At 72.9% G+C, this 14,521-nt stretch carries 13 protein-coding genes; 8 read left to right on the plus strand and 5 right to left on the minus strand.

The window, feature by feature from the left end; all coding sequences use genetic code 11:
• Positions 1 to 359: 359 nt before the first annotated feature.
• The 4 genes from BLU27_RS08515 to BLU27_RS08530 all read left to right on the plus strand — a co-directional run bounded on the left by BLU27_RS08515 (position 360) and on the right by BLU27_RS08530 (position 4,237).
• Entirely contained in the window at positions 360 to 1,664 is a 1,305-nt protein-coding gene (locus BLU27_RS08515) for an alpha/beta hydrolase family protein (RefSeq protein WP_092652186.1), read from the plus strand.
• A gap of 123 nt (positions 1,665 to 1,787) precedes the next feature.
• Positions 1,788 to 2,627, plus strand: a complete 840-nt coding sequence (locus BLU27_RS08520; RefSeq protein ID WP_092652188.1) for a phytanoyl-CoA dioxygenase family protein — start codon at positions 1,788 to 1,790, stop codon at positions 2,625 to 2,627.
• A gap of 49 nt (positions 2,628 to 2,676) precedes the next feature.
• Positions 2,677 to 3,795, plus strand: coding sequence for an NAD(P)-binding domain-containing protein (locus tag BLU27_RS08525; protein WP_092652190.1), 1,119 nt, complete (start codon positions 2,677 to 2,679; stop codon positions 3,793 to 3,795).
• Between the two features lie 58 nt (positions 3,796 to 3,853).
• Positions 3,854 to 4,237: a hypothetical protein gene (locus tag BLU27_RS08530; RefSeq protein ID WP_092652192.1), complete on the plus strand. Its 384-nt coding sequence runs from the start codon at positions 3,854 to 3,856 to the stop codon at positions 4,235 to 4,237.
• A 24-nt stretch (positions 4,238 to 4,261) separates the two neighbouring features.
• Here the strand turns inward: BLU27_RS08530 and BLU27_RS08535 are convergent, their stop codons facing one another.
• Entirely contained in the window at positions 4,262 to 5,707 is a 1,446-nt protein-coding gene (locus tag BLU27_RS08535) for a serine/threonine-protein kinase (protein ID WP_092652194.1), read from the minus strand.
• A 111-nt stretch (positions 5,708 to 5,818) separates the two neighbouring features.
• Positions 5,819 to 6,781 carry a M23 family metallopeptidase gene (locus tag BLU27_RS28890; RefSeq protein ID WP_157728340.1) on the minus strand — a complete coding sequence of 321 codons (963 nt, stop codon included), beginning with the start codon at positions 6,779 to 6,781 and terminating at the stop codon, positions 5,819 to 5,821.
• A 397-nt stretch (positions 6,782 to 7,178) separates the two neighbouring features.
• On the opposite strand from BLU27_RS28890, the gene BLU27_RS08550 reads away from it, so the two are divergent.
• A complete protein-coding gene (locus BLU27_RS08550) occupies positions 7,179 to 9,095 on the plus strand; it encodes a DNA polymerase (RefSeq protein ID WP_241827856.1) in 1,917 nt (638 codons plus the stop codon).
• Positions 9,096 to 9,122: 27 nt separating this feature from the next.
• Here the strand turns inward: BLU27_RS08550 and BLU27_RS08555 are convergent, their stop codons facing one another.
• Positions 9,123 to 9,587 (minus strand): Dps family protein, encoded by a 465-nt coding sequence (locus tag BLU27_RS08555; protein ID WP_241827857.1) that lies wholly within the window; start codon positions 9,585 to 9,587, stop codon positions 9,123 to 9,125.
• A gap of 258 nt (positions 9,588 to 9,845) precedes the next feature.
• On the opposite strand from BLU27_RS08555, the gene BLU27_RS08560 reads away from it, so the two are divergent.
• From BLU27_RS08560 to BLU27_RS08570, 3 genes are all read left to right on the plus strand, one after another.
• Positions 9,846 to 10,748, plus strand: a complete 903-nt coding sequence (locus BLU27_RS08560; protein ID WP_092652202.1) for an SDR family oxidoreductase — start codon at positions 9,846 to 9,848, stop codon at positions 10,746 to 10,748.
• Between the two features lie 139 nt (positions 10,749 to 10,887).
• Positions 10,888 to 11,154 (plus strand): DUF6458 family protein, encoded by a 267-nt coding sequence (locus BLU27_RS08565; protein ID WP_092652204.1) that lies wholly within the window; start codon positions 10,888 to 10,890, stop codon positions 11,152 to 11,154.
• Positions 11,155 to 11,916 carry an SDR family NAD(P)-dependent oxidoreductase gene (locus BLU27_RS08570; protein ID WP_092652206.1) on the plus strand — a complete coding sequence of 254 codons (762 nt, stop codon included), beginning with the start codon at positions 11,155 to 11,157 and terminating at the stop codon, positions 11,914 to 11,916.
• An 82-nt stretch (positions 11,917 to 11,998) separates the two neighbouring features.
• Here the strand turns inward: BLU27_RS08570 and hpnH are convergent, their stop codons facing one another.
• Both hpnH and ispH read right to left on the minus strand, forming a co-directional pair.
• Positions 11,999 to 13,009 (minus strand): adenosyl-hopene transferase HpnH, encoded by a 1,011-nt coding sequence (gene hpnH / locus BLU27_RS08575; protein ID WP_092652208.1) that lies wholly within the window; start codon positions 13,007 to 13,009, stop codon positions 11,999 to 12,001.
• Entirely contained in the window at positions 13,006 to 14,520 is a 1,515-nt protein-coding gene (gene ispH / locus BLU27_RS08580; RefSeq protein WP_092652210.1) for a 4-hydroxy-3-methylbut-2-enyl diphosphate reductase, read from the minus strand. Before ispH ends, hpnH begins: the two co-directional genes overlap by 4 nt.
• Position 14,521 lies beyond the last annotated feature (1 nt).

Genomic DNA, 14,521 nt, shown 5'->3' on the forward strand with positions numbered 1-14,521 from the left:
CGGGAAGACGGCCGTACGCATGCTCACCGCCTCGCCCACGAGGTCTGGAAACTGCGTGTGGTGACTTCACATCTCAATGCGTGTCGAAGCTGTGGTTCCGGAACGTGTTGCGGTGCTGCGTTCGATGCATGGCACTGCTGAGTTCGGTGCGTGGACACGGTTCGCCGGCGGGCACGACGCACCGGGGGCGAAGACGTGATCGGGACGCTAAATGACGGGGTGATGAAGTGTCAATGACAGCGGCCTTCTCGGCCATATCAGGTCGGTATCGCCGGCTGGTCGCCGGCTCCGCGGTATGACGCCGAAGCTGGCTCCGTGGGGGGACGCCCTGCCGGGAAGGACTTTCGTAGCGTCGGTGCATGACAGCTTCGCGTTCAACGTCCGAACACAGAACCCTCGCCCGGCGGTCGATCCTCGCCGCTCCGCTGCTCGCCGGACTGGCCGGGACGCTCGGGCCGGCCGGCGTACGACCTGCCGCTGCCGACACCGCCACTCCCCGGCGCCGGCAGCGTCCCCGTCCGTGGTTGCCGTTGCGGCTGCCCGAACCCTCCGGGCCGCACCCGGTGGGAGCGAGCCGGCTGTGCCTGGTGGACTCCCGCCGCGCCGATCCGTGGCACGACACCGACGCCAGGCGCGCGCTGATGGTGACGGTCTTCTACCCGGCCGATCCGGCGCACCGTCACGGCACAGGTCGCCGACCACCGCTGGCGTACATGTTGCCCGGCGAGGCGGCGGCGTTCGACGACACGGCGAACAACCTGCTGGGACTGGGACTGCCGGCCGGCACCATCGACTGGGAACGTGTCCACACCCACGTCCGGCAGGACGTCCCGGCCGCCCGCGGCCGCCGCCCGGTCCTGGTGTACTCGCCGGGCCTCGGCGAACCCCGCACGTTCGCCACCGCGCAGGCCGCGGACCTCGCAAGCCGTGGCTACGTCGTGGTGTGCGTCGACCACACCTACGAGTCGCCCGCGGTGGAGTTCCCGGACGGCACGGTGGCGACGATGCTCCCGCCCGCGCCGGACCCGCGCACCTGGGTGCACAAGGTGATGGCGGTACGCGTCGCCGACGTGCGCTTCGTCCTCGACGAGCTCGCCCGGCCGGAGGCGCTTCCGCACGGGCCGGCGGGGACGCTGGACCTGACCCGCGTCGGGATGTACGGCAAGTCCGCGGGCGGCCTGGCAGCCCTGCTGGCGATGGCCGCCGACCAGCGGATCCGGGCGGGGGCGAACTTCGACGGCAACCTCGGATTGAACCCGATGGACCCGGCCGGCGACCTGCCGCCCGCGGTCACCGACGGGATCGACCGGCCGTTCCTGCTGCTCGGCAGCGACACGCCGCACAACGACACCGGACCGTCCTGGCGGGCGTTCCTGGCCAACGACCGGGGCTGGAAGCGGCGGTTGACGTTGCTGGGGTCCCGGCACCACTCCTACGCCGACGCGCAGACGCTGGTCGCCCAGGCGGCCGGGCCGCTCGACCTGCCCGACGGCACCGTGGTCGAGGACATCGGCACCATCACACCTCGCCGCTCGGTGCAGGTCCAGCGGGCCTACGTCGCGGCGTACTTCGACCGCTGGCTGCGCGGCCGGCCGACGACGTTGTTCGACCGGCCCTCGCCGCGTTGGCCGGAGATGTCGTTCGCGAATCCCGACGGGTCGTGACGACGGTTCGCCGCGGGGTGTGAGCGGGTCGTGATCAGCGGGCCGGGCGGGTGTCCAGAGTCGGCCGCGCAGGTACGGGTTTCCTTGATTTCCCAAACGCCGCGCTCCTACGTTTCACGCGTTGTGCTGACGACGATCCGGGAGGACGGCCTCGTGGACCTGCAGGACGATGCCGGCTCTGGGCCTGCCCTCGCGACGGCGCTGCGCACCTTCCGTGACTCCGGCATGCTGGTGCTGCCCGACGTGTTCGACGCGGCACGGGTGGCAGCCCTGCGTTCGGCGTACGACGAACTCCTGCGAGCCGAGCTCGGGCACGACACCTCGGATCGGGTGCAGCCCACCGACGGCCGCAGGCACGTGCAGATGCAAATGCCGCTGGTGTCGCCGTTCTCCGACGTGGAGACGGTTGCGCATCCGCTGGTCGTGCGGGTGCTGACCGGCATCCTCGGGGACGGCTTCCACTGCTCGTACTACAACTCGAACACCGCGTTCCCGGGTTCGACCTACCAACGGGTGCACCGTGACGCCGGCCCGGTCTTCGGCACCGACCTCGGCGTACCCACCCCCACGACGGCCGTCGTCGTCAACATCCCACTGTGCGACTTCACCCGGGAGAACGGCAGCACCGAGGTCTGGCCGGCCTCGCACCTGATCGTGGACTCGGCCGAGGACGCCGACGTCGACCTCACCACCAGGGCGCAGTCGCTGGCGTCGGCCCGGATGGACGTTCCGGCCGGCGCGGTGGTGATCCGCGACCTGCGGCTGTGGCACCGCGGCGTACCCAACGAGTCCGGCGAGGCCCGCTCCATGCTCGCCGTCGTCTACCAGCGTGCCTGGCTGTCCTGGCGGGCACGCTCGCTGCGGGTGCCCGCGGCCACCTGGGAGTCGTGGCCGGACCACGTCCGATCGATCTTCTCGACGGCGCCCGTTGACGCCGAGCACGAAGAAGCCGCGACCGCCTGACGAAACGGCGGGCGGGAAGGCTTCGGCCGCTTCGCCGGTTGGACAGGGCGTGGACAGCTCGGACGAGACGACCGCCCGGCACGAGGTCGACGTGGTGGTGATCGGCGCCGGACAGGCAGGCCTGTCCAGCGCCTATCACCTGCGACGCGAGGGGCTGGCGCCCGGCACCGGGTTCGTCGTGCTGGACGCCGACCCGATGCCCGGCGGTGCCTGGCGGCATCGGCCGCCCACACTCACCATGGCCAAGGTGCACGGCATCTTCGACCTGCCGGGCAGCCGGTTCCGTCCCGCCGACACCGACGCCGCCACCGGCGCCGACGACACCGGGCCGGTGGCCGAGGTGGTGGCCGGCTACTTCGCCGCGTACGAACGTCACCACGACCTGCCCGTGCTGCGCCCGGTCCGGGTGGACAGCGTGCGCGCGTACGGCGACCGGCTCCTGGTCGGTGCGGGCGGCCGGGAGTGGGTGGCCCGCGCGGTGATCAACGCGACCGGAACCTGGCGGCGGCCCTACTGGCCGGCCTACCCGGGCGCCGCCGACTTCGCCGGACGGCAACTGCACTCGGCCGGCTACCGCGGCCCGGCGGAGTTCGCCGGCCGCCGCGTGGTCGTGGTGGGCGGTGGCAACTCCGCCGCGCAGGTCCTGTCCGAGATCGCGGACGTGGCCGCCGCGACCACCTGGGTGACCCGTCGTCCGCCGATATTCCGCGACAGCTTCACCCGCGAGGACGGGCGGGCCGCCGTGGCGCGGGTGGAGGAACGCGTCCGCGCCGGGCTGCCGCCGCAGAGTGTGGTCGGCGTCACCGGACTGGCGTACACCACCGTCGTCAAGGAGGCCTTGCGCAAGGGTGCCTTGACCCGGCTGCCGATGTTCGACCGGATCCTGCCCGGCGGCGTGCTGTGGTCCGGCGGGCGGTTCGTGCCGGCGGACGCGATCGTGTGGGCGACCGGTTTCCGCCCCGACCTCGGCCACCTCGCCCCGCTGCGACTGCGCGAACCCGGTGGCGGCATCCGGATGGACGGCACCCGGGTCGTCGCGCAGCCGCGCCTGCACCTGGTGGGGTACGGCCCGTCCGCGAGCACCGTCGGAGCCAACCGGGCCGGCCGGGCGGCTGCCCGGGCGGTCGTCCGGATGCTCGCCGAGGACATGATCGCCGGCGCGGTATAGTCCGTCCGCCACCCATGCCCAGGACGTGCGGCACGCGGTGGCGGGGGAGGACGGACCGATGAACGCGTACGCCGCGCTCGCCGTCGCGCTGGTCGCCGTCGTGCTTCTCGTCGTGCTGTTGGTCGCCGTCGTGCCGGCGGGATCGCCCGGTTGGCTGGTCCGCCTTCGCCCGCGCCGAACCGAGCAACCCGACCCGTTCGCCGCCCACCGCGCGCTCCTCGGGCAGCTGTGCACCACCAGTTCGGTCCGGGTCGACAGATACGTCGGTACGGCCGACGCGCCCGGGCCGGACGGGTCGGCGACGCGGATCCAGGTCCGCCAGAACGGCGAGGAGGAGCTACCGGCCGGGTCGACCGCGCTGATCTACGACTACGAGCCGGACGGCGGGTACTACTGGATCGCGGCGTACGACCCGAGACACGACCTGTCCGACGGCGGCTGACCGCGCGGGGTTGGTCGCGCGGCGTCAGACGCTGGAGTCGAAGGCGCGCCGGGCGTGCCAGGCCAGGGCCGACCGCACCTCGTCGATCTCCCGGGCGCGCGAACGGCGACCGTCCTGGTGGCCGACGGGGTAGAGGCGATAGCCGCCGTGGTACCCGCGGAACACCCGGCCGGCGAGCTTGCGCGGAGGCGTCCAGCCGTCCACCAGCCACACCACCACCCAGGGCTCGGCGCGGTCGCCGACCACCCGCACCCGCGCGACGGTCTCCCACGGGATCTGCCAGCGCCGCCGTCCCTTCGCCGCCACCAGGCCCTGCCGGCTCACCTCCAGCGCGAACCCCCGCCGGGCGGACCGGACCAGATGCCTGAGGGCCAGGACGAACAACACGACGAAGGCGACCACGGCGACCACCCGCACGACCGGATCGGCGTCGGACGCCTGCCCGGCCCAGGTGACCAGCGCGAGCCCGACGACGATCTGGCAGGCCGCGACGATCAGCCCGGGCAGCCGGTTGGTACGGAAGCGCACCGTGCCGCCGCCGATGGCCGGCGCCGGCGGCTCGGCGGCCGGCACCTCCGCGGCAGGGGTGGTGTGCAGGTTGGTGGCGTACTGCTGAACCAGCGTCCGGACCGGCGCCGGCAGCCAGTCCGCCCCGTCCGGGCCCGGTGGGTCGATGCCACCGATGCGGTCCAGCACCTGTCCGGGCGTCGGCCGGCGGGCTGGATCGCGGTCCAGGCAGGCCCGCACCACGTCGACGAGTTCGGGAGGAAGACCGTCGAGAGTGGGCTCGTCGTGCATCGCGCGGTACATCAGCGCGTCGGTCGGTCCGGTACCGAACGGTCCCCGCCCGGTCGCGGCGAAGACGAGCACGGCGCCGAGCGCGAACAGGTCGGTGGCCGGGCCGACGGCGGCACCGCTGATCTGTTCGGGCGCCAGGAAGCCTGGCGTGCCGAGGAACTCACCCGTCGCGGTGAGCCGTACTCCCTCCAGCGCCTGGGAGATGCCGAAGTCGATCACCCGGGGGCCGTCCGCGGCGAGCAGCACGTTGGACGGCTTGAGGTCGCGGTGGACCAGCCCGGCCGCGTGGATCGCCTGCAGCGCCTCGGTCAGCCCGGCCGCCAGTCGGCGTACGGCGGGCGCGGGCAGCGGGCCGTACTCCGACACCGCCTGCTGGAGGGTGGGACCCACGACGTACTCCGTGGCCAGCCACGGCTGGGGCGCCTCCGGGTCGGCGTCGACGACGCCGGCGGTCCAGAAGCCACCGACCGACCGCGCCATCGCCACCTCGCGCCGGAACCGCTCCCGAAACTCCGGGTCGTCGGCCAGGTCGGTGCGGGCGACCTTCACCGCGACCGCCCGGCCGCCCGGAGAGGTGCCGAGGTAGACGGTGCCCATCGCGCCGCCGCCCAGGCGGCCACGCAGGGAGTAGGCGCCGACCCGGGTGGGGTCGGCTGTGCCCAGGGGCCGCACGCGCGCTCACTCCGTCTCGAGGCGTCGGCCGGATCGTTCCGGCGACTTCTCCCGCTCGGTTCTGCTTGGCATCGCTTCCAGGCCCGAGCTTAGGGTGTGCCGGCCGGAACCTCAGCAGGAGTTGGTGCTCGCCACCACCGGCTCGTCGCTGTCGGGCTGCACGGAGTACAGCACGCCCTGCAGGCGCGAGTGCACGATCTCGCCGGGGGTGTCGGCCCAGCCGTCGTGGTTGCCGTCGTAGATCTGCTCGTAGTGCAGGTGGGCGACGCCGGTGCCGACCGCGCCGGCCAGGCCGATCCGCTGGCCCTGGCCGACCTTCTGGCCGACGGAGACGTCGCGCTCCTGCAGGTGCAGGGACAGGGTGTACCACCCGTTGCCGTGGTCGATCTTCACTCCGCCCGGCTCGGAGAGCTTGACCACGGTGCCGGCGGCGGAGGCCACCACGACCATGCCGTCGGTCGGTCCGCTCTCGTTGAAGAAGTCGATCTTCATGTCGTCCGGGGCGTGGCCGGTGTACGTCGTGAACCGCAGCCTGGTGCCGCACCGGGCCGGCAGCGCGAAGTCGGGACGGCCGTCGCTGGAACGCGCCGGCTTCTTGACGACCGGCTTCCTGGTGACCGCCTTCCTGGTGGGCTTCGGCTCCGGCTTCGGCGCGGCCTTCCTGGTGGGCTCCGGCTTCGGCGTGGCCTTCTTCGTGACCTTCGGGGTCGGCTTCGGCGTGGCCTTCTTCGTCGCCTTCGGCGTGGGTGCCGTGGCGGTCGGGGTTGCCGGCGGTGCCACCCGGGTCTGCGAGCGGGAGGCGCGCTCACGCTCGACGCGTTCGCGGGCGGTGTCGACCTGCTTGCTCACCGAGTCGTACGCCGTGACCTTGGCGGCGGAGTCGTCGAGTTGCCCGGCCTGGCGGGCGAGGATCCACGGGGTCACGGCACCCGCGGTGAGGGCGAGCACACCGGCGACGACGGCGAGGGCGAGGAGTGGCCGGCGGAGGGTACGGGAGTCGTCGGGACGGCGGAGGCTGCTGGGGGCGTCGGAGCGGTGTCGGGCTGACCTGCGTCGCGGCGGTCTGGGCGGCATCGAGCGATCTCCTTCGTCAGTGGCGGCGCGTTCACGGCACGTCCTCAGGACGCGGGCAGGCGGCGCCCGCACACCCGACTCCGCCGAGCAGGCGGGGGTGCGCGGGGCAAAGGAAGATCACGCGACGAACGGTGGACGCCGGCAGATCTGCCGGCGTCTGAAGCCTTCCGGGAGCCGTGGTGCGATGGTGCTTTTGCGTTGTGTTGCCGGTTCGGCCCCCGTGGCCGACCTTGGGCAGTTTGCGGGATCCACCGGACGTCTGCCAAGCTCGCTGTCCGGATTGCGGGAATATCTGCGGGGAATTCCGGTCCGGTGAGGACCCTCGACGACCGGTCGGCGACGACGGCGGCGGCCGTGTCCGGCAGGCCTGTCGGTGGGCACGGGCAGGATGATCAGCATGGAGCCGTGGTCGACCGCCGAGCTTGCTCACCTGGTGGAAGCCACGCCCGGTCGCTGCCTCGCACTGGTCGTGGTCCGCGGCCTGGGTGTCGGACTCGCCGTCGACGGCAATCGCTGGGCCGTCCCCTGCGCCGATCCGCCCCGGTTGGTCGCCGACCTCGACCGGGAGCTACGGCCTAGGTGGGTCTGGTGGGACGCCCGCACCACCGCCGGCGAGCTGCTCGCCGCCGACGTCCGGGTCCGCGCCTGCTGGGACCTCGCCGCCGCCCATCGGGTGCTGTTCGGCGGACGGCGCGACGACCCGGCCGCGGTGTGGGCCGCGGCCACCGGCCTGCCCGAGCCGCCCCCGCCGCGCCAGGAGGTGACCCTGCTCGACTGGTCGCTCGACTGGGCCGAGCCCGCCGCCCACCCCGCTTCCCACCCTGGTGCCGGATCCGATGCCGGCGCCGATGCAGGGTCCACCGACTTCTTCACCCACGAGGGCCAACTGCGGCCCGACGTGGCCGGCCAGGACTGGCTCGCCGACCCCGTGACCGGGCCTGCCGGCGGCGTCCTCGACCGGGCGGCCAGGTGGGCGGCGCTCGCACTGCGGGTCCGTGCCGCCCAGGACACCGGCCTGCGCGCGTTACCCGATCCGCGGGCCACTCCCCGGGCGCTCCCGCTGTCCGTCCTCACCGCGTACGCCGAGTCCGCCGCCGCCCTGCTGGCCATGGAGCTCGAGCACGACGGACTTCCCCTCGACCGCGACGCGGCCGAGCAGTACATCTCGGCCTTCGTCGGGCCGCGCCCCGCCACACCCGCCGCCGAGGCAACCGCCCGGGCCGGCCGGGACGCCGCGGTGGTCGACCTCTTCCGTTCCGGCCCGGCCGAGGAGGCCGGGGCGCGCGTCGACCTGCGCAATCCCGTGCACGTACGCGAGTTGCTGGGCCGGATCGGGCTGCACGTCCCCGACACCCGCTCCTGGCGGCTGGAGCCCTTCCGCGACTCCCACCCGGGCGTGGCCGCGTTCCTCGACTGGCGCAAGGCCGAGCGCATCGCCACGACCTACGGCTACGGCTGGCTCGACCGGCACGTCGGGGGCGACGGCCGGCTGCGCGGAGCCTGGGCGGCCTCCGACGGCGCGGCCGGCCGGATGACCGCGGGCGCCGGGCTGCACAACCTCCCCGCCGGCCTGCGGGTGGCGGTCGCCGCCGAGCCGGGCCACGTGCTGGTCCGCGCCGACCTGGGCCAGATCGAGCCCCGGGTGCTGGCTGTGGTCTCCGGGGACGCCGCGCTGGCCCGGGCTGCGCGCGCCGACGACCTGTACGCCCCGGTCGCGGCCCAACTGCACTGCGACCGGCCGACTGCGAAGGTCGCCGTCCTGGCCGCGATGTACGGCCAGACCTCCGGCACGGCAGGCGCGGCCCTGCGGCGGATGGAACGCGCCTACCCGCGGGCGATCGGTTACCTCCGGGCGGCCGAAGAGGCCGGCCTGGTCGGCCGGGACATCCGTACGCACGGCGGCCGCCTGATCCGGCTCCGTCCTGGCGAGAGTGGCGAGGGTGAAGGTGACGACGGCGACGACGTGGACCCGCGCGCGGCGGACGCACCGCCGGGCTCGCGGCCGGCTTCGGCCCAGGCCCGGCGCCATGGTCACGGCAGGTTCGCCCGCAACGCCGTCCTCCAGGGCGCGGCGGCGGAGTTCTTCAAGGCGTGGGCGGCGGCGGTGCGCACCGGCCTGCGTCCGTTCGGCGGCCGGATCGTGCTGTGCCTGCACGACGAGCTGCTGTTGCACGTGCCCGCCGAGCACGCCGACCCGGCCACCGCGCTGGTGACGAGCGCCCTGGAGTCGACGGCGGCGTTCTGGGCGTCCGGCAGCTCCGTCCGCTTCGTCGCCGACGTCAGCGTGGTCGCCCGCTGGTCGGAGGCCAAGTGAGCGGGGGCGAGGCGAGCGCCGCCGGGTTCAGCCGAGCTGGGCAGCGAACATCCAGCGGTGCTTCTCCAGCGCCCGCAGGGCCTCGATCACGATGTCCTGGCTCACCGGGTCCGTCGTCTCCAGGGCCTCCATCGCTGTGCGCGCCCGCGCGATCGTGGCGTCGAGCTGGTCGACGACGGCGCCGACGACCTTGTCGTCGCTGGTGAAGCCGGGCGCCACCTCCGGCAGGTTGGTGGTCGTCGCCACTGTCGCCGGCCGCCCGTCGGCGGCTACGTCCAGCGCGACCAGGCGTTCGGCGACTGTGTCGGCAAACTCGCGGGCGTCGTCGATCACGACGTCCAGCCGTTCGTGGACGGGCAGGAAGTAGCGGCCCCGCACGTGCCAGTGCAGCTGCTTGCCGTTCTGGGCCAGGCCCACGAGGTCGACCAGAACCGGTTGCAGGACCTTCGCGACGTCCTTCCCCGAAACCTCACTGGTGGTCTTCGCGTTCACGGAACTCTCCTCACGTGTCCGGTACGCGGCAGGCACCCTCACTGCCAGCCTGCGTCCCGGTCCGGCGGCAGGCAAACCGCACACCGGACCTGAGCGGATTGCCCGAGACGGCCGGCCGGTGACCGCGGCGCGAAACGGAGCGTCGGGCGGGTCGTTCCCGTACGTGACAGGAGGCATTTACGGGGTAAGTCCCGGACACGAGCGGGCAGGGCGACGACCGGGGGCCCGCCCACCAGATGCGCACGAGCTGGGAGATCCATGACACAGCGCGACCAACCAGAGCAGGCGGCCCAGCAGGACCCGCAGCACCAGCACCCGCGCCCGGAGTTCCCCGGGCAGACCCAGGAGCACCCCGGCCTGGACTCGGAGATGGAGCCCAAGCCCGACTACGGCTACGACACCTACCGCGGGCTCGGCCGGCTGGAGGGCAAGAAGGCCCTGATCACCGGAGGCGACTCCGGCATCGGCCGGGCCGTCGCCCTGGCCTTCGCCCGCGAGGGTGCCGACGTGGCGATCGCCTACCTCGAGGCCGAGGAGTCCGACGCGGCCGAGACCGCCCGGGTCGTGGAGGAGGCCGGCCGCAAGGCGCTGCGCTTCGCGACCGACCTGAGCGACGAGGGCAACTGCCGCCGGCTGGCCGACCAGGTGGTGAAGGAGTTCGGCCAGGTCGACATCCTGGTCAACAACGCGGCGTACCAGATGAGCTTCGACAGCTTCGACAAGATCCCGTCGGACCTGCTGGAGCACACCTTCCGCACCAACATTCTGGCGATGTTCTGGCTGACCCAGGCGGTGCTGCCTTCCATTCCCGAGGGCGGCACCATCATCAACACCTCCTCGATCCAGGCCTACCAGCCCACCCCCGCCCTGTTGCCGTACGCCACCACCAAGGGCGCCATCGTGACGTTCACCAAGGGCCTCGCGGAGGAGCTCGCCGAGCGCGGCATCCGGGTCAACTCCGTGGCGCCCGGGCCGGTGTGGACGCCGATCATTCCGGCGTCGATGCCCGCGGAGAAGGCGGCGTCGTTCGGTTCGGACGCACCGCTGGGCCGGCCCGGTCAACCGGCCGAACTCGCGCCTGCGTTCGTGTTCCTGGCCTCCCAGGAGTCGAGCTTCGTCAGCGGGCAGATCCTCGGAGTCACCGGCGGCCGGCTGCCGTAACTGCCGGCAGTTGCCGGCCTCCCCCGGCACCGCTGGCCGACTCCGGTACCCCGCACGCGCCCAAGATGGGCGGGTTCCGGAGTCGGCCGCCGGAAAGTAGTTGAATAAGGGGGTACGCGACGTCGACGGAGGTTCCGACATGAGTATCGGCGCGGGCATTTTTCTCATCGCATTCGGGGCGATCCTTGCCTTCGCCGTGAAGGCCCAGCCGGACTGGCTGAGCCTGGACGTCGTGGGCTGGGTGTTCATGCTGACCGGTGCGACCATCCTGGCCATCACGCTGACGCTGTGGAACAAGCGGCGTCGCGCGGCCTCGATCAGCGAGCGGCAGGTCATCGAGAACGGCCGGCAGACCACCGCCGAGCGGCGCGTCTACCGCGAGACCGACGTCCCGCCCGAGGTGTGAGTGCGGGTCGCCCAGCGGTTCGCGGTGGTGACCGGCGCGTCCGGCGGGATCGGGCGCGCCGTGGCCGAGCGGCTGGCCGCCGCCGACTGCCGGTTGCTGCTCGTCGGCCGTGACCCTGACCGGCTCGCCGCGGTGGCCCGGTCCACCGGCGGGGAGGTGCTGGTCGCCGACCTCGCCGACGCCGGCGACGTCGCGGCTCTGGCGGCCCGGCTGGCGGACCCGGACGAGGCACCCGACCTGCTGGTCAACAACGCCGGCGTCGGTGCCGTCGGCCCGGCGGCGGACGTGGACGGCGCCGACCTGGACCGGCTGCTCACGGTCAACCTCCGTACGCCGGTGCTGCTCACCCGGGCCGTGCTACCGGCGATGACCGCCCGGGGCTGCGGCCACCTGGTCTTCGTGTCCTCCATCGCCGCGGTGCTCGGTGTCGCCGGGGAGTCCGCGTACGCCGCTGTCAAGGCGGGCTTGCACGTGTTCGCAGCCAGCTTGCGGGCCGAGGTCGCGGCCGCGGGAGTCGGGGTGAGCACGGTGGTCCCGGGGGTGGTCGACACCGACTTCTTCGTCCGCCGTGGCGCGCCCTATGCCCGGCGCTTCCCGCGTCCGATCCCGCCGGAGCGGGTGGCGGCCGTGCTGGTGCGGGCCGTCGAACGCGACCAGGCCGAGGTCGTCGTACCCGCCTGGCTGCGCGTTCCGGTGGCCGTGCGCTCGCTGGCGCCGACGACCTACCACCGGCTGGCCGAGCGCTGGGGCGGCGACGGCTGAGCCCGGCCCGTGCCTGTCGGACCTGTCGGCCGCCGCCCGTCAACGGGTACTTGTCAACGGCTTACTTGTCAACCGGATCTTGTCAGCCGCCGGTGATCGCCCGCAGCGACTGGCGCAGGGACCCCGTCGTGGCCAGCACCGCGGTCGGCTCGTACCCGCAGTGCGCCATGCAGTTCGCGCACCGCGGGTCCCGGCCCCGCCCGTAGCTGTCCCAGTCGGTCTCCTCGACCAGTTCCTTGTACGTCGCGGCGTACCCGTCGCTCATCAGGTAACACGGCCGCTGCCAGCCGAACAGCGAGTACGACGGGATTCCCCAAGCAGTACAGGGAAAGTCGACCCTGCCCTCGAGGAAGTCCAGGAACAGCGGCGAGTGGTTGAGCCGCCAGCGCGCGCGGTTGCCGTTCGCGAACGCCTTGCGGAACAGCTCCCTGGTCTGGGTGACGCCGAGAAAGTGGTCCTGGTCGGGCGCCTTCTCGTACGCGTACGCCGGCGAGATCATCATCTGGTCGACGTGCAGGTCGTCGTTGAGGAAGTCCAGCACGTCGACGACGTTCTGCGGGCTGTCGTTGGTGAAGAACGTGGTGTTGGTGGTGATCCGGAATCCCTGTGCCTGAAGGAACCTCACCGCCGCCACCGCCTCGTCGAAGCCGCCCTCGTGGTTCACCGACGCGTCGTGGCGTTCGCGCAGGCCGTCGATGTGCACGGCGAACGCGAAGTAGCGCGACGGCCGGAAGTCGAAGCGGTCCCACCACTTGCGCACCAGCAACGCGTTGGTGCACAAGAAGACGTAGATCTTCCGTTTCACCAGTTCGGCGACCATCCGGTCGATCTCGGGGTGCATGAGCGGTTCGCCGCCGGCGATGGACACCATCGGTGCGCCGCACTCCTCCATCGCGGCCACGGCCTGCTCGACCGGCATCCGGCGACGGAGCTCATCCGCCGGGTGCTGGATCTTGCCGCAGCCCGCGCACTGAAGGTTGCAGGCGAACAACGGCTCGAGTTCCACCAGCAGGGGAAACTTCTCCCGGCCACGCAGGCGCTGGGTCAGCAGGTACCGCCCGATTCGCAGGCTCTGCCGCATCGGCATGGTCATGGGTTGCGCACCTCCTTCGGCAGGGTGAACTCGATCTCCTCGGTGGTGACCACGTGCTCGCGCACGTCCACCGGGCCGAGGCCGCGCAGCGCGTCGACGGTCGCGTCCACCAGCGACGCCGGCGTCGAAGCGCCCGCGGTGACGGCGACCGTCGCCGCGTCGGTGAGCCAGGCAAGGTCGATGCCACCCGGGTCGTCGACCAGGTGTGCCGGGGTGCCCAGGCGCCGGGCGAGTTCGACCAGCCGGTTGGCGTTGGAGGAGTTCCGCGAGCCGACCACGAGGACGAGATCGGCCTTCCGGGCCACCGACCGCAGGGCCTGCTGGCGGTTGGTGGTGGCGTAGCAGATGTCGTCGGAGGCCGGCCCCTGCAGGGCGGGGAAACGCTCGTGCAGGACGTCGACGATCTCGGCGACCTCGTCCACCCCGAGCGTGGTCTGCACGAGGTAGGAGACCCGGTTGGTGTCGGGCACGCGCACGCGGGCAGCACCGGCGAGGTCCTCCACCAGTACCGTGCTTCCCGGCCGCTCGCCGACGGTGCCCTCGGTCTCCTCGTGACCGTCGTGCCCGATGAACAGCACCGTGTCGCCGCGGTCGGCGAACCTGCGTGCCTCGCTGTGCACCTTCGCCACCAGGGGACAGGTCGCGTCCACGACGGCCAGGCCGCGGTGGGCGGCCTCCTTCCTTACGGCGGGCGACACACCGTGGGCGGAGAAGACGACCGTCGCGCCAGATGGCACCTCGTCCAGCTCGTCGACGAACACCGCACCGAGGCCTTCCAGCCGGGCTACGACGTGGGAGTTGTGCACGATCTGCTTGCGGACGTAGACCGGGGCGCCGCGATGGGCGAGGACCCGCTCGACGATGTCGATGGCGCGTTCCACGCCGGCGCAGAACGAGCGTGGGTAGGGCAGCAGGACCGTCCGTGCTCCCGTCGCCGCACCCCAGTCGGCCATTGCGGGTGCGACCGTGGCGAGCGTGCGTACCGCCGTCCGCAGGTGGGCGAGCGTGGCAGGTCGCCACAACGGGCCGGTGGCCGGGTCGGCGACCACCCGTACGCACGCCGTCGCGGTGGAGGTGGGCAGGCCGGCGGCGAGCCAGCCGGACTCCAGGTCGGCGGCGAGGGCGCCGGTGTCGCGCAGCGCCGTCCGGGCGGCTCCGCTGACCAGCCGTTCCCTGCTCACCACCGGCCCGGTGCGCACGGTCAGGCCGAGCCGGGCCAGCCGGGCGGCCAGCAGTGGGGCGCTCGGGCAGGCGACGGTGCGCTCGCCCGCGCGTACCTCCGTGGCCACCACCACGTCGCCCGGTGCGAGGGCTGGGTCCAGCGCGCCTGCCACCCCGGCCACCACCACGCCCGCCGGCGGCCGGCCGGTGTGCGCGAGCAGGTGGGCGGCGCGTTCGGCGTGCCGCCGGCCCATGCCCGTACGCAGCACCGGGGCGGAGGTCGCCAGGCCACGCCGGACCGCGGCCGCCTCCAGCCGGGTCGGTGCGCACAGGACGTACTCCGCCGGCATC

This window comes from Actinopolymorpha singaporensis (assembly GCF_900104745.1).
Lineage (GTDB): Bacteria > Actinomycetota > Actinomycetes > Propionibacteriales > Actinopolymorphaceae > Actinopolymorpha > Actinopolymorpha singaporensis.